Below are 24,161 nucleotides of genomic sequence, written 5' to 3'. Positions count from 1 at the left end.
CCCCACGTGTACTCCCCTGTTCAGGACCGGTCCGGTGATCCTGTTATTACCCGTAGTAAGCGGAGCGCCACATATGGCGATGGGTGTGGGTCCCCAATAAACACCAAAAAACGGGCCACGGAATCTCCGTGGCCCGTTTCCGGAAGCCTGGGGTGGCGACGCGCTCAGTGCGAGAAGTGACCCCGGTAGTACTCGAAGACGAACCCGATCATGCTCATGATGACCGCGAACACACCGATCAGGAACAGCCACCAGCCGATGACCAGGCCGACCGCGGTGAGCGAGACGGCCAGGCAGACGAACAGCGGCCACCAGCTGTGCGGGCTGAAGAAGCCGAGCTCCCCCGCGCCGTCGCTGATCTCGCCCTGCTTGTCGTCCTCAGGCTGCTCGCCGATGCGGCGGGCGGTGTACATGAGGTAGTAGCCGATCATGAAGGCGAAGCCGACCGAGATCGCCATCGCCGTCGTGCCGACCGGTTCCCTTGACCAGAACCAGTAGACGACGTCCACCGCGGCGAAGAAGATGCCGCAGAGGATGAACAGCCAGCCCTGGACCTTCATCGGTTGTCCTCCAGCTCACGCGAGGCCGAGGTGATGTGCGGGTACTTGAGGTCGAACGCGGGGCGCTCGGACCTGATGCGCGGCAGCGAGGTGAAGTTGTGCCGCGGCGGCGGGCAGGAGGTCGCCCACTCCAGCGAGTTGCCGTAGCCCCACGGGTCGTCCACCGTGACCTTGGGGGCGGACTTGTGGGTCCGCCACACGTTGTACAGGAACGGCAGCGTCGATGCGCCCAGCAGGAACGCGCCGACCGAGGAGACCATGTTCAGGTTGGTGAAGCCGTCGGCCGGGCTGTAGTCGGCGTAGCGGCGCGGGAAGCCGGCCGCGCCGAGCCAGTGCTGCACCAGGAACGTGGTGTGGAAGCCGATGAACAGCGTCCAGAAGTGGACCTTGCCCAGCGTGTCGTTGAGCAGCTTGCCGGTGAACTTGGGCCACCAGAAGTAGAAGCCCGCGAACATCGCGAAGACCACGGTGCCGAAGACGACGTAGTGGAAGTGGGCCACCACGAAGTAGGAGTCCGACACCTGGAAGTCCAGCGGCGGCGAGGCCAGGATGACGCCGGTCAGACCACCGAAGAGGAAGGTCACCAGGAAGCCGATCGAGAACAGCATGGGCGACTCGAACGACAGGTGTCCCCGCCACATCGTGCCGATCCAGTTGAAGAACTTCACCCCGGTCGGGACCGCGATGAGGAACGTCATGAAGGAGAAGAACGGCAGCAGCACCTGGCCGGTCGGGAACATGTGGTGCGCCCACACGGTGATCGACAGACCGGCGATGGCGATGGTCGCGCCGACCAGGCCGATGTAGCCGAACAGCGGCTTGCGGCTGAAGACCGGCAGGATCTCCGTCACGATGCCGAAGAACGGCAGCGCGATGATGTACACCTCGGGATGGCCGAAGAACCAGAACAGGTGCTGCCAGAGCATGGCACCACCGGTGGCCGAGTCGAAGATGTGCGTGCCGAGCTTGCGGTCGGCCTCAAGCGCCAGCAGCGCGGCGGCCAGCACCGGGAAGGCCATCAGCACCAGGATCGAGGTGAGCAGGATGTTCCAGGTGAACATCGGCATGCGGAACATCGTCATGCCCGGAGCGCGCATGCACACGATCGTGGTGATGAAGTTCACCGAGCCGAGGATCGTGCCCAGACCGCTGATGGTCAGACCGACGATCCACAGGTCGCCACCGATACCGGGCGAGTGGATCGCGTCCGACAGCGGGGCGTAGGCGAACCAGCCGAAGCTGGCCGCGCCGCCCGGGGTGAGGAAGCCCGACAGGGCGATGGTGCTGCCGAACAGGAACAGCCAGTAGCTGACCATGTTCAGACGCGGGAAGGCCACGTCCGGGGCGCCGATCTGCAGCGGCATCAGCTCGTTGGCGAAGCCCGCGAACAGCGGCGTCGCGAACATCAGCAGCATGACCGTGCCGTGCATGGTGAACAGCTGGTTGAACTGCTCGTTGCTGGTGAGCTGCAGCCCCGGCTGCGCCAGCTCGGCCCGCATGATCAGCGCCATCACGCCGCCGATCAGGAAGAACACGAACGAGGTGATGAGGTAGAGGTGTCCGATGATCTTGTGATCGGTGGACGACATCCACTTCGCGACGACCGAGCCCTTGCGGGTCGTCACCGGGGTCAGAGCGATGGGCTCTTGAAGTGCGGTCACTGGGCACCCGCCTGACTAGCGATGTACTTGTCGAACTCGGCTGGGCTGACGAGCTCCACGTAGAAGAGCATCCGGCTGTGGTCGGTACCGCACAGCTCGGCGCAGCGGCCCGCGAACACACCGGACTTGTTCAGGGTCTCGACCTCGAACTTGTTCTCCACTCCGGGGATGACGTCCCGCTTGAAGTGGAAGGCGGGAACCCAGAAGGAGTGGATGACGTCGGGCGAGACGAGGTCGAACTCCACCTTCTTGCCCGCGGGAAGCACCAGCCGCGGGCCCTGGCGGTAGTCGCTGACGGGCATGCCGACCACTTCGGCCTTCTTGCCGTTGTAGTCGGTGGTGAAGCGCCAGCTCCACTGGAAGCCCTCGACCTTGACCTTGACGTCGGCCTTGCCGGAGACGGCGTTGATGTAGTTCTGGTCCCGCGCGGTGAAGTAGAAGAAGACGCCGACCATGATGATCGGCACAACCGTGTAGAGGATCTCGATCGGGAGGTTGTAGCGCACCTGCGGAGGCAGGCTCTCCTTGGAGTTCTTCCTCTTACGGTGGAAGGCCACGGACCACAGGATCAGGCCCCACACGACCAAACCGGTGGCGAGTGCCGCGATCCAGGAGCCGTTCCACAGGCTCTGGACGGTATCGGCCTGCTTGGTGATGCCCTCGGTCATACCGCCACGAGACCACTCCCCGGCGATGTTCTCAGCACTGCACGCCGACACGGAAACCAGCAGCAGCGCCAGAGCGGCAGCGCGTGGCACCCGGCGGCGGGCCAACGGACGCCGTGCGGAACGGCGGGTCGGACTCACGGATCGCCTACCCCACAGATGAAGCCCAGAAATCGCTCCTGGGCGGTCGTTTGTTCATGTTCACAACTTGTAGTTCACAGCTTTACGCTGGGGGACACATTAGCGCGGACCACCCTCGCCCCCCCGCGCAGCCCCCGATTGCGCCGCGTGTGATGCGACGATTGGGACGTGGCGTACTTCGACGCGGCCTCGACAGAGCCGCTGCACCCTCAGGCACGCGAGGCTCTCATCGCGGCGCTCGACGCCGGCTGGGCCGACCCGGCGAGGCTGTACGGCCCCGCCCGCCGGGCAAGGATGTTACTGGAACAGGCGCGTACAGAGGTCGCCGAGGCCCTGGGAACCCGCCCCGACGAGATCTCCTTCACCTCCTCCGGGACCCAGGCCGTGCACCTCGGCGTGCTGGGCGCCCTGCACGGGCGGCGCAGGACCGGGCGCCGCCTGGTGACCTCCGCCGTCGAGCACTCCAGTGTGCTGCACGCCGCCGAGGTCCACGAACGCGACGGGGGTAGCGTCGAGACGGTCGGCGTCGGCCTCACCGGCGCGGTCGACCCTGCCGCCTTCCGCGAGGCCGTACTGGCGCCGGGCACGGCGCTGGCTTGCCTGCAGAGCGCCAATCACGAGGTCGGGACGCTCCAGCCGGTCGCCGAGGTGGCGGCGGCGTGCGCGGAGGCGGGCGTGCCGCTGCTGGTCGACGCCGCGCAGACCGCGGGCCGGATGCCGCCGCCCGGCGGCTGGTCGGTGCTGACGGCCAGCGCGCACAAGTGGGGCGGCCCCGCGGGGGTCGGTGTGCTTGCGGTCCGCAAGGGCACCCGCTGGCGCAGCCCACTGCCCGAGGACGAGCGTGAGCGGCGCAGGGTCCCCGGGTTCGAGAACGTGCCCGCGATCGTGGCCGCCGCCGCCGCGCTGCGCGCCGTGGCCGCCGAATCCGCCAGGGAGTCGGCGCGCCTGTCCGCGCTGGTCGACCGGATCAGGGCCGAGGTCCCCCGGCTCGTCCCGGACGTCGAGGTGATCGGCGACCCGGTCTCCCGGGCACCGCATATCATCACCTTTTCCTGTCTTTACGTCGAAGGTGAAGCGTTACTGACAGAATTGGACAAGGCAGGGTTCGCCGTATCATCTGGCAGCTCCTGCACGGCCAGTACGCTTCGTCCGTCGCATGTTTTGGAGGCCATGGGCGTGCTTACGCACGGGAACGTACGGGTATCGCTGCCCCAGGGCGCGTCCGCGACGGATGTCGACCGTTTCCTCACCGTCCTGCCGGACGCGGTGAGGAGGATTCGTGAGGACGCGGGAGTCAAGTCGTGACCAAGATGTGGGGAGTGAGCGCTCCATGACGTCCATCCAGGCGGCTGAGGCGGAGGCGGGCCAGCCTCCCGCGCTGACCATCGACGCGCTGGGCAAGAAATGCCCGATTCCCATCATCATGCTCGCCGAGCAGATCAACTACGTGCCGCGCAACGCGATCGTCTCGGTCCTGGCCGACGATCCCGCCGCCTTCACCGACATCCCGGCCTGGTGCAGGCTGAAGTCGCACCACCACGTGGCGAGCTACGAGCTTCCCGACGGAGGCTGGGCCATCCACGTGCGGCGCAACTACTGACCGGCCCCTCCCGGCGCGCGGGAGGGGCGGTGCGCGACCTCAGGCGTGGTGGCACCGTACGAAACGGCCCGCCTCCTCGGCGGCCTCGGCGCCGTAGGCGGCGGCGAGGCGCTTGAGGAACTCCTCCTGGCCGAGTTCGTACTCCTGGCCGCCGACACGCTCAAGGACGTGGGTCGCGGTGAGGTTGCCGAGCTGGCCGCAGCGCTCCAGCGACAGGCCCCAGGCCAGGGCCGACAGGAATCCGGCCCGGAAGGCGTCGCCGACGCCGGTCGGGTCGGCCTTGCCGTTCTCCGGGGCGGGCGAGACGTGCAGGGACGGCTCGCCCTTGCGGTCGATCACCACGCCCTTGGGGCCGAGCGTGGTGACGCGGACGCCGACCCGCTCCAGGATCTCCTCGTCCGACCAGCCGGTCTTCTGCTCGATCAGGCCGCGCTCGTAGTCGTTGCCGAACAGGTAGGCGGCGCCGTCCACGAGCCTCCTGATGTCCTCACCGGGCATGCGCGCGAGCTGCTGGGAGGGGTCGGCGGCGAACGGGATGCCCCGATCCCGGGCCTCGTCGGTGTGCCTGAGCATCGCCTCGGGGTCGTTGGGGCTGATCAGGACGAGATCGAGGCCGCCGAGCCGTTCGGCGATGGGGCCCAGCTCGATGAGCCTGGCCTCGGCCATCGCGCCGGTGTAGAACGAGGCGATCTGGTTGTGGTCGTCATCGGTCGTGCACAGGAACCGGGCCGTGTGGTGGACCTCGGAGGTGTGCACGGAGTCGCAGTCGACACCGTGCCGTTCGAGCCAGGAGCGGTAGTCGGCGAAGTCCGTGCCGACCGCGCCGACCAGGACGGGCCGCAGCCCCAGGCTGCCCATGCCGAAGGCGATGTTGGCCGCGCAGCCTCCGCGGCGGACCTGCAGGTCGTCCACGAGGAACGACAGGGAGACCCGGTCGAGCTGGTCGGCGATGAGCTGGTCGCCGAAGCGCCCCGGGAAGGTCATCAGGTGGTCGGTCGCGATGGAGCCGGTGACGGCGATGCGCACGGGGTCATTCTCCTCGTTGTCAGCATCTTCTGGATGGACGGGGTTTGGAGCCCCGCAAGAATACGTGACCACATGGACGCACGGCGGCCCCGCGAGGTGAGAGATCTCACCCCGCGGGGCCGCCGTATGTCACTTGCCGCGGACTGTCCGCGTGCGTCCGTTAGTTGAACGAGTCGCCGCAGGCACAGGAACCGGTGGCGTTCGGGTTGTCGATCGTGAAGCCCTGCTTCTCGATCGTGTCGACGAAGTCGATGGTCGCGCCACCGAGGTACGGCGCGCTCATCCGATCGGTGACAACGCTGACACCGTCGAAGTCCGAGACGACGTCGCCGTCCATCGAACGGTCGTCGAAGAAGAGCTGGTAGCGCAGGCCCGAGCAGCCACCGGGCTGCACGGCCACGCGCAGCTTGAGGCCTTCCTCGCCCTGCTGCTCCAGCAGGCTCTTGACCTTGGCCGCGGCCGCGTCACTGAGGACCAGGCCCTGCGTCTTGGTCTCGCTGCTCTCAACCGACATGTGGTGACTCCCGCGTCTGCGTCAGCCGCCCGGACGGGTCGGCTGTCTGTGTGTGACGTCCTTCTTAGACGCTACCAACACGTGCAGACCGCTACACATTCCTGGGGCTTCGGCCCTTCCCCACCCCGGAATAAAACCCCCGGAGGCGTGTGTCATCATTAGTCGTCAGTTCGACGATAAGGGGGTGTGGTCGTGACGACCACCGAGACCGGCCTTCCGCTTTTCGTCCTCGGCAGGGGGACAGACCCGCACAGCGAGCGCGGTGTCGACTGTCCCGGGGAGCTGCCGACCGCCTCGGACCCGGCGCTCGTCGAGCGTGCCAGGCGGGCCAAGGCGGCGCTCGGGGAGCGGGTCTTCGTCCTCGGCCACCACTACCAGCGTGACGAGGTCATCCAGTTCGCCGACGTGACCGGCGACTCCTTCAAACTGGCCCGCGACGCCGCGGCCAGGCCGCAGGCCGAGTACATCGTCTTCTGCGGCGTGCACTTCATGGCCGAGTCCGCCGACATCCTCACCAACGACGACCAGAAGGTCGTGCTGCCCGACATGGCCGCCGGGTGCTCGATGGCGGACATGGCCACCTTCGACCAGGTCGAGGAGTGCTGGGAGGCGTTGCAGGACGCCGGGATCGCCGAGACGACCGTCCCGGTCACCTACATGAACTCAAGCGCCGACATCAAGGCCTTCTGCGGGCGCAACGGCGGCGCCGTGTGCACCTCCTCCAACGCCAGGCGCGCCCTCGAATGGGCCTTCTCCCGTGGGGAGAAGGTGCTGTTCCTGCCCGACCAGCACCTGGGGCGCAACACCGCGGTGCTGGAGATGGGCCTGTCCCTCGACGACTGCGTCGTCTACAACCCGCACCGGCCCAACGGCGGCCTGACCGCCGAGCAGCTCCAGAACGCCAAGATGATCCTGTGGAAGGGGCACTGCTCGGTCCACGGCCGTTTCACCGCCGAGTGCGTCGACGAGGTGCGTGAGCGCATCCCCGGCGTCAACGTGCTGGTCCACCCCGAGTGCAGGCACGAGGTCGTCACCAAGGCCGATTACGTCGGATCGACCGAGTACATCATCAACAGGCTGAAGGAGGCCCCCGCCGGGTCGTCCTGGGCGGTCGGCACCGAGCTGAACCTGGTCAAGCGGCTGGGGCAGATGTTCCCCGACAAGAACGTGACGTTCCTCGACAAGACCGTCTGCTACTGCTCGACGATGAACCGGATCGACCTGCCGCACCTGGTGTGGGCGCTGGAGTCGCTGGCGGCGGGCCAGACGGTCAACCAGATCACCGTGGACCCGGAGACCACCCGCTGGGCCAAGGTCGCCCTGGACCGCATGCTCGCCCTGCCCTGACCCTCTTTCGCCGGGGCCCCCGCTGTGGGGCCCCGGGCGGGGCTCAGCGGGGCTCAGTCGAGCCCGTAGACCACCCTGACGCTGACGGAGACGGTCTGCTGGCCGGGGCTGACGGAGGCCTTCTCCGCGGCGAACCCCGCCCCGTAGGACACCGGCCTGGGCGGGGTGACGTTCTCCTCGGCGATCGCCACGACCCGGCCCAGCCGGCGGCCCGCCAGCCTCGCGTACTGCTCGGCGCGGGCCCTGGCGTCGGCGAAGGCCAGGTCGCGTGCCGCCCCGAGCGCGCCACGGCTGTCGGAGACCTCGAAGGACAGGCCGTTCAGGCGCACCTCCTCACCCACGGCCACCGCGGCCTCGATGACCCTGTCGGCGCTCTCCAGGTCACGCACCACGGCCTCGACGCCCTGGGCCGCCCGGTAGGCGGAGACCTTGGGGTAGGTCTCGTACTCGGGCCCCAGGGACAACTCGTTCGTGCGCAGGTCCTCGGCGGCGACGCCCACCCCCCTCAGCGCCGTGGTCAGCCTGGCCGCGGCGGCCCTGGCCTCGGCGAAGGCCTGGCTCGCGCTCGCGTGGCGCACCTCGACACCGGTGTTCAGGCGCATGACGTCGGGAGCCGAGGAGACGCTGCCCTCCCCCACGACCGTCACCTGGTCTCGGTTCTCCTCCATGACCGTCCTCCCGGTGTCGAAAGCGGTGCCGAAAGCGGTGTCTGCGGACGCGGCCCCGCCGAGCGGCCCCGCGGTGACGAACACCGCGGCGGCCACGGCGGCCCCCGCGGCCGTGATGTGAGACAACTTGATCATAGGCTCATGGCACCACGGCGGAGCGGTGGCGCCGGGGAGAAGCCCGGCGCCGTCCGCCGTGTCTTGCGGAGACTTGGGGATCGGGCCGTCAGTCGGCGCGGGTGAAGCGCATGTACTGCTTCTTGTACTCCTCGGCGTTGGTCGTGGTGGCCAGGACCCGCTTGACGCGTCCCTCGAAGTCGATCACCACGGCCTCGTAGCCGCTCCCCTTGCGCCGCCAGCCCGCGATGTGCGTGTCGTCGTACCAGCCGATGAGCCGGTCGGTCTCGAACGGGACCCGGTGCTGGGCGTCCGCGTCGGCGACGGTGGACCAGACGCAGACCTTCTTGTCGTCCTGCTTGCAGTAGGTCATGATCAACGTGCCCGAGGGGGAGACGTCGTCGCCCTCGACGGTGAGCGGGGTGCCCACGTCGAGCAGGGTCTGCAGGACCGTGCCCTGCAGGTCGTAGAAGCGGATGCGCTTGGTCTTGCCGGTGAGCGCCCAGGTGCCGACCGCCTTGCCGTCCCCCCGCCAGAAGTAGCTCCACTTCCCGGCGTCCTTCTCCTTGACCCGGACGGTCCTGACCTTCTTCTTGGCTATGTCGATGATCGCGTAGCCGTACTCCTTGCTGGTCTTGCCCGCCGACTCGTACAGCGTCACCAGGCCACGGGTGCCGTCCGGGGACCACTGGGGGACGGTCGCGTAGACCGGCGTCTTGGCGATCCTGAGCGGCGTCACGGAGTTGTCGCTCCGGTCGACGAGGGAGACGACGGCGTAGTTGCCCGAGTCGTACTGCCTGTCGACCCCCAGTGCCTTGGTGCCCTCGGTGTTGACCACGTACTGGAAGTACTTGTCGTTCTTGCTGAAGGCGCCGGCCCGGGAACGCGTGTAGAGGGTCTTGTCCCAGTCGAGGCTGTAGGCGGTGAGCTTGATCGGGTCGTCCGGGTTCTCGTGGAGCGTGATCGAACTGCCCGGCAGCTTGATCTTGTTCGTCTGCCGCGGCGGGTCGGCGACCGTGGGGTCCTGCGTCGGCGGCGCGTCGCTCCGGTCCGGCTTCACCGGGTCACCGGTCTCCGCGACGTCGATCACGCCCGTCTCGCTGCCCGTCTCCGGCTCCCCGTTCACCAGCGTCAGCGCGAGGCCGCCCCCGGCCAGCAGGACGACGAGGCCCGCCGCGAGCGCGATCCAGACCCCCCGCCGCCCCTTGTTCCCGTACGGCGCCGCCCCGTGGGGCGGGTAGCCCGGCGCGGGCGACTGCGGGTAACCGGGCCCGGGAACCGGGTAGGACGGCCGTCCCGCCGGGACCGTTCCCAGCGCGCCGGGCCCCGTCTGGTCGGGGCGGCCGTAGAACGGAGCCTGCGGGTAGGCCTCCTGGACGGGCGGTCCGGGCTGCTGGTGGTGCTGCTGGGGGAACTGGGGCTGCTGAGGGGGCGCCTGGCCGTACCCGCCGGGGCCCGTCCGCTGGGCGGCGGCGGCCGACCCCTCGGCGAGGATGCCCCCGGGCGCCGCCGGTGCCGCGGTGCCTGGGACGGTTCCCGCCGCGGTGCCCGGCATGCCGCCCGGTACGGTGCCCGCGTGACCGAGCAGCCGCAGCAGGGCGTCCCCCGCGCTCGGCCGTACGGCGGGGTCCTTGGCCAGGCACTGGCCGACCAGTTCGCGCAGCGCCGGGTCGGCGATGGCCCGCAGGTCGGGCTCAAGGTTCATGATGCGGTTGAAGATCGCGGGCAGGCTGTCCGTGCCGAACGGAGGACTGCCGGTGGCCGCGAAGACCATCGTGCATCCCCAGGCGAACATGTCCGCGGGCGACCCCGCCGTCTCCCCGGCGAGTTGCTCGGGCGTCATGTAGGAGGGGGTGCCGATCGCCGTGGCGGTCAGCGTCGAGGTCCGGTCCAGCGCCTTGGCGATGCCGAAGTCGATCACCCGGGGCCCGTCGGGGGCCAGCAGCACGTTGGACGGCTTGAAGTCCCGGTGCACGATCCCCGCCTGGTGGATCGCGACGAGCGCGGTCACCGTGCCGATCGCCAGGCGGTGCAGCGCCGAGCCCTCACGCGGCCCCTCGGCGGCCACGACCTCCGCCAGCGTCGGGCCGTCGATGTACTCGCTGACGATGTAGGGGCGGTTACGGTCCATCCCGGTGTCGATGACCGCGGCGGTGCAGAACGGCGCGACCCGTCTGGCCGTGCTGACCTCGCGGACGAAGCGCTCCATCGCCTCGACGTCCTGTGCCAGATCGGCCCGCAGCAGTTTGACCGCGACCTGGGCACCCGTCGGGGAGACGCCGAGGTAGACCGTTCCCTGCCCGCCCTCGCCGAGCCGCGCGGTGAGCCGGTACTCCCGGACCTGCTCGGGATCTCCAGACCGCAAGGACGCAAGGTCCGGCATACCTACCCTCCCTTTAGGGGCCTTTTAGGCTCCATTGTGACGGCAAATAGTCACGGTCAGTGCATCAGTGCCCGGCCACGGGAGGTGTGTCGCGCGGGACGTCGAGTGTCCTGACCGCCTCGGCGACCGCCTCCGGCCGGTCGAGCTGTACCTCGTGCCCGCTGTCCGCCAGCGGGACCAGCCGGGCGCCGAGCAGCCGGGCCAGGTCGCGGTGGCAGGCGTCGCCGGATCCCGCGCTGAGCACGACGACCGGGACCGGGGGCAGGGGGCGGGCGCGGCGTAGTTCGTCGAGCTCCGCGGCCATCTCCGGGTAGGCGAGCCACTCGGCCAGTGCCGCGGCCAGCACCCGGCCCCTGCCGTACACGAGCCCGGCCTCCTCGTGCGGCCCCATGAGGAGGCGGTGCGCCGGAGGCAGGACCAGACGGGCGAGCGCGGTCGCGCCGAACGTCCCGCCCAACGCGGGCAGTGCCCTCTGCACGGCACCGCGCACGGCCCCCCGTGCGGCCCCCTGTGCGGCCCGTGTCCCGTCCCCGTGCCCGGCCGGCCGTTCGCAGCTCGGATCGACCAGGACCAGGCCCGCGACCCCGCCGGGGTTGAGTCTGGCGAAGGCCTCGGCGTGGAAGGCCGCGACGGAGTGACCGACCACGATCGGCCTGCGCGCCAGCGCGGCGATCCGTCCCGCCTCCTCGGCCAGGGACGGCGGCCCCGGGTGGCCCGAGCTGAGCCCGAGGCCGGGACGGTCGAAACGGATCACCAGGTGGTCGGAGCGAAGGTCCTCGGCGACCCGGTCCCAGTGGAACCACGCCCCGGCCATTCCCGCGCAGATCACCACCGGCGGCGTTCCCGTCCCCTGGAGCAGGACGTGCGACCTCTGCGGGACCACGCGTGTCCTGTCGCGCCACAGCGCGGCCCCGGCCAGCAGCAGCCAGAGCGCCACGACCCCGACCTGCAGACGCTGGGCGAGACCGACGGGGACACCGGGCACGCCTTCCTCCGTCTCGGCGACCAGGGTGAGTGTCCACGCCGTCGCGGCGGCCATCAGAACGGCCAGTACGGCACCGCCGTACCCCAGCGGGAGCAGGCGGCGGCGCCGCAGCGCGCTCACCGGCAGCGCGACGAGGCTGAGCCCGGCCCCCGCGAGGGCCAGGGAGCTGACCGCCGCGTGGACGGTGTGGGAGACGGACAGACGGCCCGCCGCCTCCGCCGCGGCACACGAGGGGTCGCTCAGCACCGCGCAGTCCAGCGGGAAGACACCCGCGTCCAGCACCGTCATCGTCCCGAACAGCGCCAGGCCGAGCCAGCCGGCCGCGCCCGCCCCACCGGGACGCTCGTCGGGCGCCAGGGCGACCCCCGCCAGACAGGCGGCCCCGGCCAGCACGTCGGCGCAGCGCACCAGCCACGACCACGGCTGGTCCACGGCGGCCAGTTCGCTGAGATAGGAGAGGGAACGGTCCACCCGCGGGTTGAGGAACTGCAGCGGCGCCCAGGCCGTGTAACACAGGCCCGCCAGGAGGAACGCCAGGGCGGCGGCCTTCGTCACACCTCGCCTGGAGCGCACCGGTCACAGCCCGGGGGCGCCCCAGAGGGGGAACCAGCGGCCGAGGTCGGGCTCGATCTTCAGCTCCCCGGCGAGCGCGCCGCGCACCTGAAGCTCCAGCGGGTTGTCCCTGCGCTGGCCGGGCATCGGCGCGAACGGGTAGAAGGTGCCCCGTTTGTAGAGGTAGACCAACGCGATCCCCCCTCCCGGGGAGGCCGAGCCGGTGAAGGTGACCAGCGAGCAGAGCAGGGACGGGCCGAAGCCCGCCACCTCCAGGGAGGAGTTGACCGCGTGCAGGTCGGTGACCAGGCCGCCGAGCGCGCCGGGGTCGCGGCGCACCACCAGCCAGGTGTAGCCGTAGGAGTCCCTGACCTCCTCGACCGGCGGTCCCTCGCCTGTGGCGAGCAGTTCCACGACGTCGTGTTCCAGCGCGCTGAACGCCCCGCCCTCCGCGGGGCGGAAGCAGACGGACCCCACCCCGTTCGGCTCAAGGCCGGTCGCGGCCTGCAGGGTCACCGCGGCCGAGGGCAGCGCGAACAGCGCGTCCAGGTCGGGCTTGACGGGGTCGGTACGGCCGAGCAGCGCGTCCCACCATCTGGCCACCGGCTCACCCCCCCTGGCCGAGCTGGCCGGAGATCCTCCGCAGCTGCTCAAGACGCCGGTCGAGCGGGGGGTGGGTGGCCAGCAGCGAGGCCAGGGAGGCTCCCGCGCGACCCGCGAGCGCGGGGACGAAGAAGAACGCGTTGAACGGCTCCGCCTCGCGCAGGTCCCTGGTCGGGATACGGGCCATGTCACCGGAGACCTTGACCAGCGCGCTGGCCAGGGCCGACGGCCGCTGGGTCAGCAGCGCCCCCGCGCGGTCGGCGGCCAGCTCGCGGTAGCGCGACAGGGCACGGGTGAGCAGGAAGCTGACCGCGTAGACCAGGACGGAGACCAGCATCACGATCAGGCCGATCGGCGGCCCGTTCTGGTTGTCCCTGCGCCCACCGAGACCGCTGTAGAGCGCGACCCTGGTCATCAGCCCGGCGACGATGCCCAGGAACGAGGCGATCGTCATCACCGCGACGTCACGGTGGGCCACGTGGGACATCTCGTGGGCGAGCACGCCTTCGAGCTCGGCGCGGTCCAGGCGCCGCAGCAGGCCCGTGGTCGCGCAGACCACGGCGTTCTTCTGGTTGCGGCCGGTGGCGAACGCGTTCGGGACGTCCGAGTCGGCGATCGCCACCCGCGGCTTGGGCATGTCGGCCATGGCGCAGAGCCGGTCGATCACGCCGTGCAGCTCCGGCGCCTCCTGGGGGCCGACGACACGCCCGTGCATCGCGAACAACGCGATGCGGTCGGACATGAAGTACTGCACCAGGAGCATGGCACCCGCGATGAGCAGCACCACGACGGCTTGGACGCCCAGCGCCACCAGTACGCCGACGAACACGACGTAGAGCAGGCCCAGCAGGAACATGGTCAGGACCATGCGGTTGGTCAGGCCCCGGTCCGGGGCGAACCGGGTATGTGCCATATGCCCAAACTATCCGGGAATCAGGCCCTCATCACCGAGCATCTCCCGCACTTCGTCCATGGAAGCGTCTGCCGGAGGCAAAATCAGCTCGGACGGCTCCAGACTGTCGTCGGGAAGCGCCTTGCCGACGTGGCGGACCTTGTCGAGCAGGTCGTGCAGCCTGCTCCGGAAGGCGGCCTCGTCCTCGGCGGCGATGGCGGCCTCAAGCTCGCCGTCGAGGGTGTTGAGAACGTCGAGGTCGGCCTCGTCGATGGCGATCTGCCCCTCGCCCATGATTCGTACGATCACAGCCCCTCCCCCGGCTGGCGGAACTGCTGGGTGCCCTGGGGCTGCTGCTGCGGCTGCTGGTGAGGCTGCTGCTGGTAGCCCTGCTGGGACGGGCCCTGCTCGATCGCGCTCTTCGGTGCGGGGCCCTGGCCGAGCTCGGCCTTCATCCGGGCGATCTCCAGCTCCACGTCGTGCCCGCCGCCCATGCGGTCGAGCTCGGCCTGGATGTCGTCGCCGCGCTGGCCGCTGAAGTCGTCGAGCGCGCCGCTGGCGAGCAGTTCGTCGATGGCGCCCGCGCGGGCCTGCATCGAGGCGGTCTTGTCCTCGGCCCGCTGGATCGCCAGGCCGACGTCGCCCATCTCCTCGGAGATGCCGGAGAAGGCCTCGTTGATGCGGGTCTGCGCCTCGGCGGCGGTGTAGGTCGCCTTGATCGTCTCCTTGCGCGTACGGAAGGAGTCGACCTTGGCCTGCAGGCGGTGCGAGGCGGTGGTGAGCTTCTCCTCCTCGCCCTGGAGGTTGTCGTGCTGCACCCGGAGCTCGGCGATCTGGGTCTGCAGGCTCGACCGGCGGGTCAGCGCCTCACGGGCCAGGTCCTCACGGCCGACCCCCAGCGCCTTACGGCCCTGCTCCTCAAGCTTGCGTGCCTGAGCCTCGATCTGGTTGATCTGCAGTTCCACCCGCTTGCGCGAGGTGGCGACATCGGCCACACCACGGCGCACCTTCTGCAACAACTCCAACTGACGCTGGTAGGAGTAGTCGAGGGTCTCGCGCGGATCCTCCATCTTGTCCAAGGCGTTGTTCGCCTTGGACTTGAAGATCATTGAAAGTCTCTTCATCACGCTCATGCGCGTCGGCCGTCCCCTTCTTCAAATGCGCTTCGGGTCACCCCAGTGATTCCAGCCCCCCAAGCTAAGCACCGGAGCCACCTAGGTTCACCCTACGCATAACGCACGAGGGCGTCACTAAGTTGCACTCCCGGTAGGCTGACGATGTGTTCCGACGTACCCAGACCACCGCGGACGACTCCCCCGTCTCCGTCAACGATCCTAAGCCTGCGGGCAAGGGGCGTCCCACACCCAAGCGCCGCGACGCCGAGGGGCGCCGCCGTCAGCCGGTGAACGCCCCCCAGAACCGCAAGGAGGCCTACCGGCAGCTCCGTGAGCGCCAGGCCACCGAGCGCGTCAAGGCCCGCGAGGGCATGCTGCGTGGCGACGAGCGATACTTCCCCGCGCGTGACCGGGGCCCGGCCCGCAAGTTCGCCCGGGACTGGGTCGACTCCCGGCGCCTGCCCAGTCAGTACTTCCTGCCCTTCTCCCTGTTCATCCTGCTGGTGACCTGGGTTCCCTTCCCCGAGCAGATCCGCGGCCAGATCTACGTCGCCGTCATCACGATCGGCTGGCCGCTCATGATGATCGGCGTGCTGATGACCTCGATCTGGGTGGGCTGGAAGATCAAGCGGCTGGCCGAGGAGAAGTTCCCCTCGGACAACCTCAAGGGCATCGGCTTCTACGCCGCGATGCGCGCGCTGCAGATCCGCAAGCTGCGCTTCCCGCCGCCGACCCTCCTGCCCGGCGGCAAGCCGGTCCCGCCCAAGAAGTAGAACGCGGAACGGGCCCCGTCCACACGGACCGGGGCCCGTGGCATGTCACGGCATGTCACGGATCGGCGTACTCGGCCTCGGCTCCGGCGTCGACGATCTCCCAGTCCAGCGCGCCACCGGCCGCCCTCGGCCTCCAGTAACCGATCCTCCCGCCGGTCTCCAGCGCGTCGGCGGTCGCCTTCAGCAGCGCGTAGTAGGACCTCAGGCGAACCCCGCCCGGCGTGAAGCCGATCGGCTCGTCCTCGCACTTTCCTCCCACGTCGCGCGCGACCGAGTCGATGAGCAGATGGCAACCGGTGCCGTCCGCGGTGAACGGGATCATCCGCCCGTCCCACCACTCCGACCTCTCTCCGATCTCCTCACCCGTGTATCCGTCGACGCCGTCGACCTGGCACAGCGTCCGCCAGGTGTCGCGGATCCCTCTGACGTCCAGCGGGCTCTCCCCCATCAGGAGAGGCGCCCCGCCGTTGTGCCGCAGCAGGGAGGCGCGCAGGTCGTCGGGCAGGCGCAGGCCCATCTGAGCCTCGGCGACGGCGATGGTCCCGGACCTGGCGGGGGCGCTGAGCGCGCGGTAGGTCCGCGGGGTGTTGGCCCTCAGCCACCTCTCTATCCTGTTCCACTGCCGGTCGACCGCCCTGGTCACCCTGGGGCTGACCGGCCTGCGGTGCGGGGTACGCGCCGCCGGGTCGCAGTCGGCGTCCGGGACGGCCGGCGCGGGCGTCTCCAGGATCTCCGTCACCGGCGCCGCGGCCCTCTGGCAGACCGTCTCCCCCGCGCACGGCTCCCCCGCGTGCCTCCTGCCGGAGAAGACCGCGTCGTCCAGGACCTGGGCGCCCACGGCCAGCAGGCCCAGCGCGCACGCGGCCGCGGCCCAGCGGGTCAGCATGCGCCTGGCGGCCCCGTCGAGCGGCGTGCGCGGTACGGCCTGCCGGGTGAGGAAGGCGGGAGGCCTGGTGACGGTCGCGTACCCCTTGAGGATCTCGGCGTTCGGCGTGCCGAGGATCGGGGCGGGAGGCCACGCCCTCGGTTCGGGGGCCGCCCACACGCCGGGGGCCGCGGCGGTCTCGGCGCGGGACGGTTCGGGAAGGCCCTCCTGACGCCGGACCGCCGGAGGACGGCGCAGGCGCAGGACCGCCACGACGACCGCCGTCACCACGGCGGCCACCAGTGCGAGCCGTACCCATCTAGAAGTGATCAACCGCGACACGCCGGGCAGAGTATCCCGAATCCCTCTGTTCTATGACGCCTACTAGGGTCAGGGCATGGAATTCCGTCACCTCGGCCGTAGCGGCCTCAAGGTCAGTGAGATCAGCTACGGCAACTGGATCACCCATGGCTCCCAGGTCGAGGAGGACGCCGCCAAGGAGTGCGTGCGGGCGGCCCTCGACGAGGGGATCACCACCTTCGACACCGCGGACGTCTACGCGGGCACCAAGGCAGAGGAGGTGCTCGGCCGGGCGCTGAAGGGTGTGCGCCGCGAGTCCCTGGAGATCTTCACCAAGGTCTACTGGCCGACCGGAAGCGGCCCCAACGACCGCGGCCTGTCGCGCAAGCACATCACCGAGTCGATCCACGGCTCGCTGCGCCGCCTGCAGACCGACTACGTGGACCTCTACCAGGCCCACCGGTTCGACTACGAGACTCCGCTCGAAGAGACCCTCAAGACCTTCGACGACCTCGTACGGCAGGGCAAGGTCCTCTACGTCGGCGTCAGCGAGTGGACCGCGGACCAGATCGCCGCGGCGCTGCGGATCGCCGACGACATGGGCTTCGACCGCCTGGTCTCCAACCAGCCGCAGTACTCGATGCTGTGGCGGGTCATCGAGGCCGAGGTCGTGCCGCTGTGCGAGAAGGAGGGCCTCGGCCAGGTCGTCTGGTCCCCGATCGCCCAGGGCGTGCTCACCGGCAAGTATCTCCCGGGTCAGCCCCCGCCCGCCGGATCCAGGGCCACCGACCCCACCGGAGGCGGCTTCATCTCCCGGATGATGGACGACGACCTGCTCACCCGGGTCCAGCAGCTCAAGCCGATCGCCTCCGACCTCGGCCTGACCATGGCCCAGCTCGCGGTCGCGTGGGTGCTGCAGAACCCGAACGTGTCCTCGGCGATCGTCGGCGCGACCAGGCCCGAGCAGGTCCGCGACAACGTCGGGGCCTCCGGGGTCAAGCTGGGTGAGGACGTGCTCGCCAGGATCGACGAGATCATCGGCGCCGTGGCCGAACGCGACCCGGCCAAGACCGTGAGCCCGCAGAAGCGCCCCTAGCTCACCCCTCTCCCGTGGCCCCGGCAGGAGCCACGGGAGAGCACGGCTCACTCGGGGCGCAGCGACATGTTCGCGTACTCGACCCGGCCGTCCTCAAGGAGCGTGACGCTCTCGACACCCGCGTCGAGCAGCTCACGCCAGCTCTCGCCGAGCCACGACTCCGCGTCCGCCTGGCTGGGGAACGCGTCGGACGGCGTGACCCCCTCGGTCACCTCGCCGCCGTTCGCGTCTTCGTAACGCCAGTGCCACGTCATGCCACGCGCTCCTTCTCAGAGGTCCGGCTGTGCCTTCCGGTGTCTTCCCGACGTCTTTCCGGCGGCTCAGCGAACCCTACATCGCCCGAGGCCGCCCCGGGGGTTGGCCGTACGCTGGGCCCGTGAAGGTCCTGTTCTCCGGTACGGCGGGCGCCGAGGGATGGCCGGTTCCCGGATGCGGATGCGCCTCGTGCTCCCGCCTCTCCCCCGGCGACCGGCGCCCCGCCGAGATCCTCCTCGACGGAGCGGTACGGCTCCCGCACGACCTGTCCGGCGGCCCCCTCCCGGCGGGGCACCGGGTCTTCGCCGACCCGGGCGGCCTGCTGCTCACCTGCCCCGGCGGCCACCGCGTCCTGTACGCCGTCCCGCCCCATGTCCGGTCCTTGGACGGTCCCGCCGGGCGGGCGTGCGACCTGGTGCTGGTCGACGTGCTCGACCGGCCCGAGCTGCTCGGCGGCCTGCGCCGCCGGGGCCTGGTCACCGACGCGACCCACGTGGTCGCCGCACACCTGGACCACCGGGTGCCCTCCGAGGCGGAGCTGTCCAGGCGGACCGCGCTGTGGGGCGTGCGGACCGTACCCGACGGGACGGTCCTCGACCTGGACGAGCCCGCGCCCGCCCCCTGCGCACCTCCCCGGCGGACGCTGCTGCTCGGCGGGTCCCGCTCGGGCAAGTCGGCCGAGGCGGAGCTGAGGCTGGCGGCCGAACCCGAGGTCCGCTACGTGGCGACCGGCCCGAGCGGCGACGGGGACGACGAGTGGGCCCGCCGGGTCAGGGCGCACCGGGAACGCAGGCCCGCCCGCTGGGAGACGGTCGAGAGCACCGACCTGGCCGGGCTGCTGCGTGACTCACCGGTTCCGCTGCTCGTCGACGGGCTCGGGACCTGGGTCGCCGCGGTCTTCGACGAGTGCGGGGCCTGGTCCGGTGATCACGGCCTTCCCGCGGTCGAGGCCCGCTTCGACGAGCTGGTCGAGGCCTGGCGGCGGGTCCGCCGCCGGGTGGTCGCGGTCTCCGACGAGGTCGGGCTCGGCGTGGTGCCCGCGACGGCGAGCGGCCGGATGTTCCGCGACGCCCTCGGCGCGCTGAACCGACGGCTGGCCGCCGAGTCCGAGGACGTCGCCCTGGTCGTCGCGGGCCGCCCGATGCCCCTGCCCGTCTGATGAGGACCGCCTGATGAGGACCGACGACCGTGCCCGGTGACCCGCCGCCGGAGGGGCGGCCCTCGACGTTCGCCGACGGCCTGCGCCTGGCGGCCGGGACGCTGAGCGTCCTGCCCGCCGGGATCGGGGTCGTCGACCGCCGGGCCGGGGGCGTCGCGATGACGGTCGCCCCCTTCGCCGGGGCGCTGCTCGGCGGTGCCTGCGCGGCCGTGCTCGCCGTGGCGGTGTGGCTCGGCCTGGCTCCCCCGCTCGCCTCGGCGCTGGCCGTCGCGGCCCTGGCGCTGCTCACCCGGGGCCTGCACCTGGACGGGCTGGCCGACCTGGCCGACGGGCTGGGCAGCGCCAAACCCGCCGAACAGGCGCTCGACATCATGAAAAAATCCGACATCGGGCCGTTCGGTGTGGTGACGCTGGTCCTCACCCTGCTGATCCAGGTGACGGCTCTGGCGCAGGTGACGGCCTCGGGAACGGGCCCCGCCGCGCTGGTGACCGCGTGCGCCACGGGCAGACTCGCCCTCACCTGGGCCTGCCGTTCCGGAGTGCCCGCCGCCCGCCCCGGCGGACTCGGCAGCCTGGTGGCCGGCACCGTACGGCCCGGCCCCGCGCTCACGGTGACGGCGCTGACGCTCCTGGGAGCCGCCCTGGCCGGTCCGCGAGCCGTCCTCGCCGTCCTGGTGGGCCTGTTGGCGGCCTGGGCCCTGCGGCGGCGGGCCGTACGACGGCTCGGCGGCGTCACCGGGGACGTGCTCGGCGCGCTCGTCGAGACCGCGACCGCCGCGGCGCTCGTGGTGTGCGCGACGGGCGGCTGACTCAGTTCGGCGCCGGTACGGCGGGCCGCACCGGGGCGCGGGTGAACAGCAGGAGCGAGAGCACGGCCACCAGCGCCGAACCCACCAGGCCGGTGATCCCGGCGACGACCAGGTTCGGCGGGTGCGCCGCGTCGGCGACCAGCAGGATCAGGGTTCCGGAGGCGTTCAGGGCGCCGTGGCCGACGGCGGCGGGCCAGACGCTGCCCGAGCGAAGGCGCAGCCAGCCGAGCAGGGCGCCGAAGGCGACGCAGAACACCACGAAGAAGGGGGCCGCCCAGGCGCCGAGTTCCGGGTAGTTGTAGCCGCGCAGGGTGAGCGGGGCGTGCCAGGCCCCCCAGATCACCCCGGAGACCAGGATCGCCCGCCAGGTGCCCAGCGGCATCAGCCTCGGCAGCAGCCACCCCCGCCAGCCCCACTCCTCGCCGAAGGCCGGAATGACGTTGACCAGCGGCGCGAGGAAGACCGCGAGCGCGATCTGGACGGCGACCAGCGCCTCCGGCGACGACGGCAGGGGCCGTCCCGGGGCAGCCTGCTCCAGGCCCTGCCTGAACAGGCTGAACCCGTCGAGATCGAGACCGAACAGCCCCAGGGCGGCGCTGAGCACGATCGCCACGACCACGAGCAGCGGCACGCCGAACCAGGCCAGCGCGAAGAGAGCCGCCGTACGGCCCCGCCGCTCCCCCAGCGTCAGGCCGGTGCGCCCGGCCCACTCACGCCAGGTGGTGCCCGGCTCGCCCCGGTGCCTGCCGTACATCCGGACGGCCAGGACGCCGAGCGTGGGGGTGAACATCATCACGGCGGCCGTCACCACCAGCGACGGGGAGCCGAGCGGGGAACCGGTCAGCCAGACCGGCAGGGCGAAAAGCCAGGACAGGCCGAACGTGACGATCAGGAACAACCACAGATCCGTGGAACGACGGGGCATGACACCACTTCCTTGGAGGGTTCGCAGACGTGTCCCGCGAGTCAGTGGGCGGCTTCGGCGACGTAGGCGTTCAGCAGGGCGGCGCCGTGGCTCGCGTCGTCGACGGAGACCGCGAACTCGCCCCCGGTGACGCGCCGGATGACCAGGCACTCGCCACCGCGCAGCATGAACGTGACCCGGCCCGTGCCGGGCAGGCCCCGTATCCCCCAGCCGCCGACCTCGGCCGGGCTGCGCGTCTCGACCCAGGCGGACTCGATCCTGTCGATGGGCGTACGGCGCGCGAGGCCGCCGAACGGGCCGAGGCCGACGCGCAGGCCGTTCTCGTCGACCCGGACACGGGTCGAGCAGGTGGCCAGCCCGAGCAGCGCCGCCAGGGACAGCCCGGCCAGGGCGACCAGGCCGGGCCCGGACAGCAGCCCGATCACGGCGAGCCCCGCGCAGACCAGGGCTCCGGCCAGGGCCACCAGGGAAAGCCCGACCAGCCAGCCGTTGCTCGCGCGGCTCACCCAGACCGAGCGCCGCCCAGGACGCAGTCGCACGGCCGGCAGGGCGTCCGGGTCACGGCGCGGGTCGGGACCGCCCCTGCCCAGCGCCCCCGCCAGCACGCCGGCCGCGAGCGCGGCGAAGACGACCACGGCCACCTGCCAAGGGGGCAACCCGGCCTGGCGCCAGTCGGCGACGTCGAGGTTGGCGGCGACGGTCGAGACCTGCACGCCGATGGCCAGCACGGCCCAGCCGAACAGGAAGCCCGACCAGCTCGCACGCCCGAGGCGGGTGTCGAGCGCCGGTCCCCACAGGGCGAGGGCGGTCAGGACGACCCAGGCGACCCCCCACAGGGCCAGGCCCGCCCACAGGGAGGCGGTGAAGGAGAGGTGCCCGTCCGGGGTGCCCGCGCCGCTCCAGTGGGTGGCGAGCGGGTCGGGCAGACGGTCCCGCAGGGCGAGCGGGACGCCGGCGACGGCGGCGGTGACGAGGGTGCCCCAGCCGAGGGCGAGGGCGGCGCGGCCCTTGGAGGTCATCGCGCCTCCTTCCGTAGAGACGAGCGGGTCGGGAGCCGTGGCGCGAGGGGTCATGTCAGCTCCCTGATGATGTGGATCACTTCCTCGGGGCCGTAGCCGTACCGGTCGGCCTCGGCGAGCAGTTCACGCGCCGCCTCCGCCAGCACGGCCCTGGCGTCCGGCCTGCTGAGCACGCTGACCCCCCGGCCCCTGCGGAACTCCAGCAGCCCCTCGTCCCGCAGGTCGCGCAGCGCGCGCAGCACGGTGTTGGCGTTGATGCCCAGCGCGTCCGCCAGATCCCGGGCGGGCGGCAGCCGGTCGCCCGGCCGGTAGGAGCCATCCGCGATGGCGCGGCGGACCGCCCCCGCGACCTGGTCGTGCAGCGGCCGCGGATCGTTGAGGTCCAAAGAGAGCAACATAGTGATAGCGACACTAGCACCATCGCCCGAATGGTGCTAATTCGAGTAGCTTCATCGCCGTCCAGTCAATTCATAGGACGAACCCTCGTTTATGCGTACGGCGCAAGCACGGCTAGCATCGGGCGCGTGACCACTGTGCGGGTGAATTCAACTGACAACGTCGTCTCGTTCGAAACCGATGCGCTGGTCGTCGGCGTCCACTCCGGTGAGGACGGTCCCCGTCTCGCCCCCGGCGCCGAGGGACTGGACGATGCGCTGAACGGCAAGCTGGCCGCGACACTCGACGCCATAGGCGTCAAGGGCAGATCCGGCGAGGTCGCCAAGGTTCCGACCTTCGGCGCGCTGGCCGCCCCGCTCCTGGTGGTCGTCGGCCTCGGCGACGCCCCCGCCGACGGTGCGGGCTACGACGCCGAGGCGCTGCGCCGTACGGCCGGCGTGGCCGTACGCGCCCTGGCGGGCACGGCCCGCGTCGCGCTCGCCCTGCCCGCGGCGGACGCCCGGCAGGTCGGAGCTCTCGCGCTGGGCGGCCTGCTCGGCGCCTACTCCTTCACCAAGTACCGCACCGACGGCGAGCAGCCCGCCCCGGTCGGGGAGCTGACCGTGCTGAGCGGCGCCGAGGACGCCCAGGCGGCGGTCGAGCGGGCCGTCACCGTCTCGGAGTCGGTCTCTCTCGTGCGCGACCTGGTCAACACCCCGCCCTCCGACCTGTGGCCCGCCCGCTTCGCCGAGATCGCCGAGCAGACCGGCTCCGCGGCAGGCCTCTCGGTCGAGGTGCTGGACGAGAAGGCCCTCAAGGAGGGCGGCTACGGCGGCATCGTGGCCGTCGGCCAGGGCTCGGCCAACCCGCCCCGCCTGGTCCGCCTCGCCTACAGCCACCCCGAGGCCGCCAAGACGGTCGCGTTCGTCGGCAAGGGCATCACCTTCGACTCCGGCGGCCTGTCGCTCAAGCCGTCGGCCTCGATGGACTGGATGAAGTCAGACATGGGCGGCGCGGGCGCGGTCTTCGGCGCGCTCGTCGCCATCGCCAAGCTGGGCCTCAAGGTCAACGCCGTCGGCTACCTCTGCCTGGCGGAGAACATGCCCAGCGGCACCGCCCAGCGCCCCTCCGACGTGTTCACCAGCTTCGCGGGCAAGACCGTCGAGGTGCTCGACACCGACGCCGAGGGCCGCCTGGTGCTGATCGACGGCATCGCCAGGGCCGCGCAGGACTCCCCCGACGTGATCGTGGACGTCGCCACCCTCACCGGCGCGCAGCTCGTCGCGCTCGGCTGGCGCACCTCCGGGGTCATGTCCAACGACGACGCGCTGCGCGAGGAGGTCGTCGAGGTCGCGGGCGAGCAGGGCGAGGGCGCCTGGGGCATGCCCCTGCCCGAGGAACTCCGCAAGGGTCTCGACTCCCCTGTGGCCGACATCGCCAACCTGCACCCCGAGCGCTGGGGCGGCATGCTGACCGCGGCGATCTTCCTGCGGGAGTTCGTGCCCGACGGCGTCCGCTGGGCCCACATCGACATGGCGGGCCCCGCCTTCAACAAGGGCGAGGCGCACGGCTACACCCCCAAGGGCGGCACCGGTGCGATCACCCGCACCCTCGTCGGCCTCGCGGAGCGTTACGCGGGCTGACCCGTGCGGGTCACGAGCGGCACAGACAGATGAAAAGATGCGGTTGCCGAGGCCAGGCCACGGGCGGCAGAGCCAGGGGCGGGCAGCGGCGCGGCGGCGAACCGAGCGCCCCGGGA

General features: G+C 71.0%; 25 protein-coding genes. 8 read left to right on the top strand and 17 right to left on the bottom strand.

What is annotated here, in order from left to right:
- Window positions 1-164 precede the first annotated feature (164 nt).
- From ACIBVQ_RS02335 to coxB, 3 genes are all read right to left on the bottom strand, one after another.
- Window positions 165-560, bottom strand: a complete 396-nt coding sequence (locus ACIBVQ_RS02335; protein ID WP_352008839.1) for a cytochrome c oxidase subunit 4 — start codon at window positions 558-560, stop codon at window positions 165-167.
- Window positions 557-2,149, bottom strand: a complete 1,593-nt coding sequence (gene ctaD, locus ACIBVQ_RS02330; RefSeq protein ID WP_362910992.1) for a cytochrome c oxidase subunit I — start codon at window positions 2,147-2,149, stop codon at window positions 557-559. Before ctaD ends, ACIBVQ_RS02335 begins: the two co-directional genes overlap by 4 nt.
- Window positions 2,150-2,217: 68 nt before the next feature.
- On the bottom strand, window positions 2,218-2,889 hold the full coding sequence (coxB, locus tag ACIBVQ_RS02325) for a cytochrome c oxidase subunit II (RefSeq protein WP_352008838.1): 672 nt from the start codon (window positions 2,887-2,889) through the stop codon (window positions 2,218-2,220).
- A 306-nt stretch (window positions 2,890-3,195) separates the two neighbouring features.
- On the opposite strand from coxB, the gene ACIBVQ_RS02320 reads away from it, so the two are divergent.
- Window positions 3,196-4,332 carry a cysteine desulfurase family protein gene (locus ACIBVQ_RS02320; protein WP_399175101.1) on the top strand — a complete coding sequence of 379 codons (1,137 nt, stop codon included), beginning with the start codon at window positions 3,196-3,198 and terminating at the stop codon, window positions 4,330-4,332.
- Between the two features lie 25 nt (window positions 4,333-4,357).
- The gene (locus ACIBVQ_RS02315; protein ID WP_352008836.1) at window positions 4,358-4,627 is read left to right on the top strand and encodes a sulfurtransferase TusA family protein; all 270 of its coding nucleotides are present in this window, start codon (window positions 4,358-4,360) and stop codon (window positions 4,625-4,627) included.
- 39 nt (window positions 4,628-4,666) lie between these two features.
- Here the strand turns inward: ACIBVQ_RS02315 and ACIBVQ_RS02310 are convergent, their stop codons facing one another.
- Together ACIBVQ_RS02310 and erpA are read right to left on the bottom strand one after the other, a co-directional pair.
- Window positions 4,667-5,653, bottom strand: coding sequence for a carbohydrate kinase family protein (locus tag ACIBVQ_RS02310; RefSeq protein ID WP_352008835.1), 987 nt, complete (start codon window positions 5,651-5,653; stop codon window positions 4,667-4,669).
- 160 nt (window positions 5,654-5,813) lie between these two features.
- Complete coding sequence (gene erpA / locus ACIBVQ_RS02305) at window positions 5,814-6,167, bottom strand: iron-sulfur cluster insertion protein ErpA (RefSeq protein WP_352008834.1); 354 nt, start codon at window positions 6,165-6,167, stop codon at window positions 5,814-5,816.
- Window positions 6,168-6,359: 192 nt separating this feature from the next.
- Between erpA and nadA the strand changes: the two genes are divergently transcribed.
- On the top strand, window positions 6,360-7,514 hold the full coding sequence (nadA, locus tag ACIBVQ_RS02300) for a quinolinate synthase NadA (protein WP_352008833.1): 1,155 nt from the start codon (window positions 6,360-6,362) through the stop codon (window positions 7,512-7,514).
- Between the two features lie 53 nt (window positions 7,515-7,567).
- On the opposite strand, the gene ACIBVQ_RS02295 is transcribed toward nadA, so the two are convergent.
- The 7 genes from ACIBVQ_RS02295 to ACIBVQ_RS02265 all read right to left on the bottom strand — a co-directional run bounded on the left by ACIBVQ_RS02295 (window position 7,568) and on the right by ACIBVQ_RS02265 (window position 14,820).
- Window positions 7,568-8,317, bottom strand: a complete 750-nt coding sequence (locus ACIBVQ_RS02295; protein ID WP_362910536.1) for an SIMPL domain-containing protein — start codon at window positions 8,315-8,317, stop codon at window positions 7,568-7,570.
- Between the two features lie 88 nt (window positions 8,318-8,405).
- Window positions 8,406-10,661, bottom strand: coding sequence for a serine/threonine protein kinase (locus ACIBVQ_RS02290; protein ID WP_399175097.1), 2,256 nt, complete (start codon window positions 10,659-10,661; stop codon window positions 8,406-8,408).
- Between the two features lie 82 nt (window positions 10,662-10,743).
- Window positions 10,744-12,219, bottom strand: coding sequence for an alpha/beta fold hydrolase (locus ACIBVQ_RS02285; protein ID WP_399175095.1), 1,476 nt, complete (start codon window positions 12,217-12,219; stop codon window positions 10,744-10,746).
- 21 nt (window positions 12,220-12,240) lie between these two features.
- Window positions 12,241-12,819 (bottom strand): hypothetical protein, encoded by a 579-nt coding sequence (locus ACIBVQ_RS02280; RefSeq protein ID WP_362910542.1) that lies wholly within the window; start codon window positions 12,817-12,819, stop codon window positions 12,241-12,243.
- Window positions 12,820-12,823: 4 nt separating this feature from the next.
- On the bottom strand, window positions 12,824-13,732 hold the full coding sequence (htpX, locus tag ACIBVQ_RS02275) for a zinc metalloprotease HtpX (protein ID WP_399175093.1): 909 nt from the start codon (window positions 13,730-13,732) through the stop codon (window positions 12,824-12,826).
- 9 nt (window positions 13,733-13,741) lie between these two features.
- Complete coding sequence (locus tag ACIBVQ_RS02270) at window positions 13,742-14,020, bottom strand: hypothetical protein (protein WP_352008827.1); 279 nt, start codon at window positions 14,018-14,020, stop codon at window positions 13,742-13,744.
- Entirely contained in the window at window positions 14,017-14,820 is an 804-nt protein-coding gene (locus ACIBVQ_RS02265) for a PspA/IM30 family protein (RefSeq protein ID WP_386190060.1), read from the bottom strand. The genes ACIBVQ_RS02270 and ACIBVQ_RS02265 overlap by 4 nt, the downstream gene beginning before the upstream one ends.
- Before the next feature lie 170 nt (window positions 14,821-14,990).
- On the opposite strand from ACIBVQ_RS02265, the gene ACIBVQ_RS02260 reads away from it, so the two are divergent.
- The gene (locus tag ACIBVQ_RS02260; protein ID WP_352008825.1) at window positions 14,991-15,599 is read left to right on the top strand and encodes a DUF3043 domain-containing protein; all 609 of its coding nucleotides are present in this window, start codon (window positions 14,991-14,993) and stop codon (window positions 15,597-15,599) included.
- Window positions 15,600-15,654: 55 nt separating this feature from the next.
- Here the strand turns inward: ACIBVQ_RS02260 and ACIBVQ_RS02255 are convergent, their stop codons facing one another.
- Window positions 15,655-16,797, bottom strand: a complete 1,143-nt coding sequence (locus ACIBVQ_RS02255) for an SMI1/KNR4 family protein (protein WP_399175091.1) — start codon at window positions 16,795-16,797, stop codon at window positions 15,655-15,657.
- 64 nt (window positions 16,798-16,861) lie between these two features.
- Here ACIBVQ_RS02255 and ACIBVQ_RS02250 point away from each other — a divergent pair, with 64 nt between their 5' ends.
- Window positions 16,862-17,860, top strand: a complete 999-nt coding sequence (locus ACIBVQ_RS02250) for an aldo/keto reductase family protein (protein WP_386190043.1) — start codon at window positions 16,862-16,864, stop codon at window positions 17,858-17,860.
- Between the two features lie 47 nt (window positions 17,861-17,907).
- Here the strand turns inward: ACIBVQ_RS02250 and ACIBVQ_RS02245 are convergent, their stop codons facing one another.
- Complete coding sequence (locus ACIBVQ_RS02245) at window positions 17,908-18,114, bottom strand: hypothetical protein (RefSeq protein ID WP_352008822.1); 207 nt, start codon at window positions 18,112-18,114, stop codon at window positions 17,908-17,910.
- 122 nt (window positions 18,115-18,236) lie between these two features.
- Here ACIBVQ_RS02245 and ACIBVQ_RS02240 point away from each other — a divergent pair, with 122 nt between their 5' ends.
- Window positions 18,237-19,274 carry a bifunctional adenosylcobinamide kinase/adenosylcobinamide-phosphate guanylyltransferase gene (locus ACIBVQ_RS02240; protein WP_399175087.1) on the top strand — a complete coding sequence of 346 codons (1,038 nt, stop codon included), beginning with the start codon at window positions 18,237-18,239 and terminating at the stop codon, window positions 19,272-19,274.
- A gap of 29 nt (window positions 19,275-19,303) precedes the next feature.
- Complete coding sequence (locus ACIBVQ_RS02235; protein WP_399175085.1) at window positions 19,304-20,083, top strand: adenosylcobinamide-GDP ribazoletransferase; 780 nt, start codon at window positions 19,304-19,306, stop codon at window positions 20,081-20,083.
- A 1-nt stretch (window position 20,084) separates the two neighbouring features.
- Here the strand turns inward: ACIBVQ_RS02235 and ACIBVQ_RS02230 are convergent, their stop codons facing one another.
- Genes ACIBVQ_RS02230 through ACIBVQ_RS02220 form a run of 3 tightly spaced genes read right to left on the bottom strand, consistent with a single transcriptional unit; the run spans window position 20,085 to window position 22,425 of the window.
- A complete protein-coding gene (locus ACIBVQ_RS02230; RefSeq protein WP_399175083.1) occupies window positions 20,085-21,008 on the bottom strand; it encodes a lysostaphin resistance A-like protein in 924 nt (307 codons plus the stop codon).
- A gap of 41 nt (window positions 21,009-21,049) precedes the next feature.
- Entirely contained in the window at window positions 21,050-22,027 is a 978-nt protein-coding gene (locus tag ACIBVQ_RS02225; RefSeq protein WP_362910553.1) for a DUF1648 domain-containing protein, read from the bottom strand.
- A 50-nt stretch (window positions 22,028-22,077) separates the two neighbouring features.
- Entirely contained in the window at window positions 22,078-22,425 is a 348-nt protein-coding gene (locus ACIBVQ_RS02220) for a GntR family transcriptional regulator (RefSeq protein ID WP_362775255.1), read from the bottom strand.
- 126 nt (window positions 22,426-22,551) lie between these two features.
- On the opposite strand from ACIBVQ_RS02220, the gene ACIBVQ_RS02215 reads away from it, so the two are divergent.
- Window positions 22,552-24,045: a leucyl aminopeptidase gene (locus ACIBVQ_RS02215; protein WP_386190048.1), complete on the top strand. Its 1,494-nt coding sequence runs from the start codon at window positions 22,552-22,554 to the stop codon at window positions 24,043-24,045.
- The last annotated feature ends 116 nt before the right edge of the window (window positions 24,046-24,161 follow it).

The organism is Streptosporangium sp. NPDC049376 (assembly GCF_044466505.1).
Taxonomy (GTDB): Bacteria; Actinomycetota; Actinomycetes; order Streptosporangiales; family Streptosporangiaceae; genus Streptosporangium.
The sequence above is the reverse complement of the archived record's forward strand: the minus strand, read 5'-3'. Positions and strand labels throughout refer to the sequence as shown.

Coding starts and splice junctions, on each gene's coding strand:
- ACIBVQ_RS02335 (WP_352008839.1), bottom strand. CDS start 560: ATGAAGGTCCAGGGCTGGCTGTTCATCCTCTGCGGCATCTTCTTCGCC.
- ctaD (WP_362910992.1), bottom strand. CDS start 2,149: ATGTCGTCCACCGATCACAAGATCATCGGACACCTCTACCTCATCACC.
- coxB (WP_352008838.1), bottom strand. CDS start 2,889: ATGACCGAGGGCATCACCAAGCAGGCCGATACCGTCCAGAGCCTGTGG.
- ACIBVQ_RS02315 (WP_352008836.1), top strand. CDS start 4,358: ATGACGTCCATCCAGGCGGCTGAGGCGGAGGCGGGCCAGCCTCCCGCG.
- erpA (WP_352008834.1), bottom strand. CDS start 6,167: ATGTCGGTTGAGAGCAGCGAGACCAAGACGCAGGGCCTGGTCCTCAGT.
- ACIBVQ_RS02295 (WP_362910536.1), bottom strand. CDS start 8,317: ATGATCAAGTTGTCTCACATCACGGCCGCGGGGGCCGCCGTGGCCGCC.
- htpX (WP_399175093.1), bottom strand. CDS start 13,732: ATGGCACATACCCGGTTCGCCCCGGACCGGGGCCTGACCAACCGCATG.
- ACIBVQ_RS02265 (WP_386190060.1), bottom strand. CDS start 14,820: ATGATCTTCAAGTCCAAGGCGAACAACGCCTTGGACAAGATGGAGGAT.
- ACIBVQ_RS02250 (WP_386190043.1), top strand. CDS start 16,862: ATGGAATTCCGTCACCTCGGCCGTAGCGGCCTCAAGGTCAGTGAGATC.
- ACIBVQ_RS02245 (WP_352008822.1), bottom strand. CDS start 18,114: ATGACGTGGCACTGGCGTTACGAAGACGCGAACGGCGGCGAGGTGACC.
- ACIBVQ_RS02230 (WP_399175083.1), bottom strand. CDS start 21,008: ATGCCCCGTCGTTCCACGGATCTGTGGTTGTTCCTGATCGTCACGTTC.
- ACIBVQ_RS02225 (WP_362910553.1), bottom strand. CDS start 22,027: ATGACCTCCAAGGGCCGCGCCGCCCTCGCCCTCGGCTGGGGCACCCTC.
- ACIBVQ_RS02220 (WP_362775255.1), bottom strand. CDS start 22,425: ATGTTGCTCTCTTTGGACCTCAACGATCCGCGGCCGCTGCACGACCAG.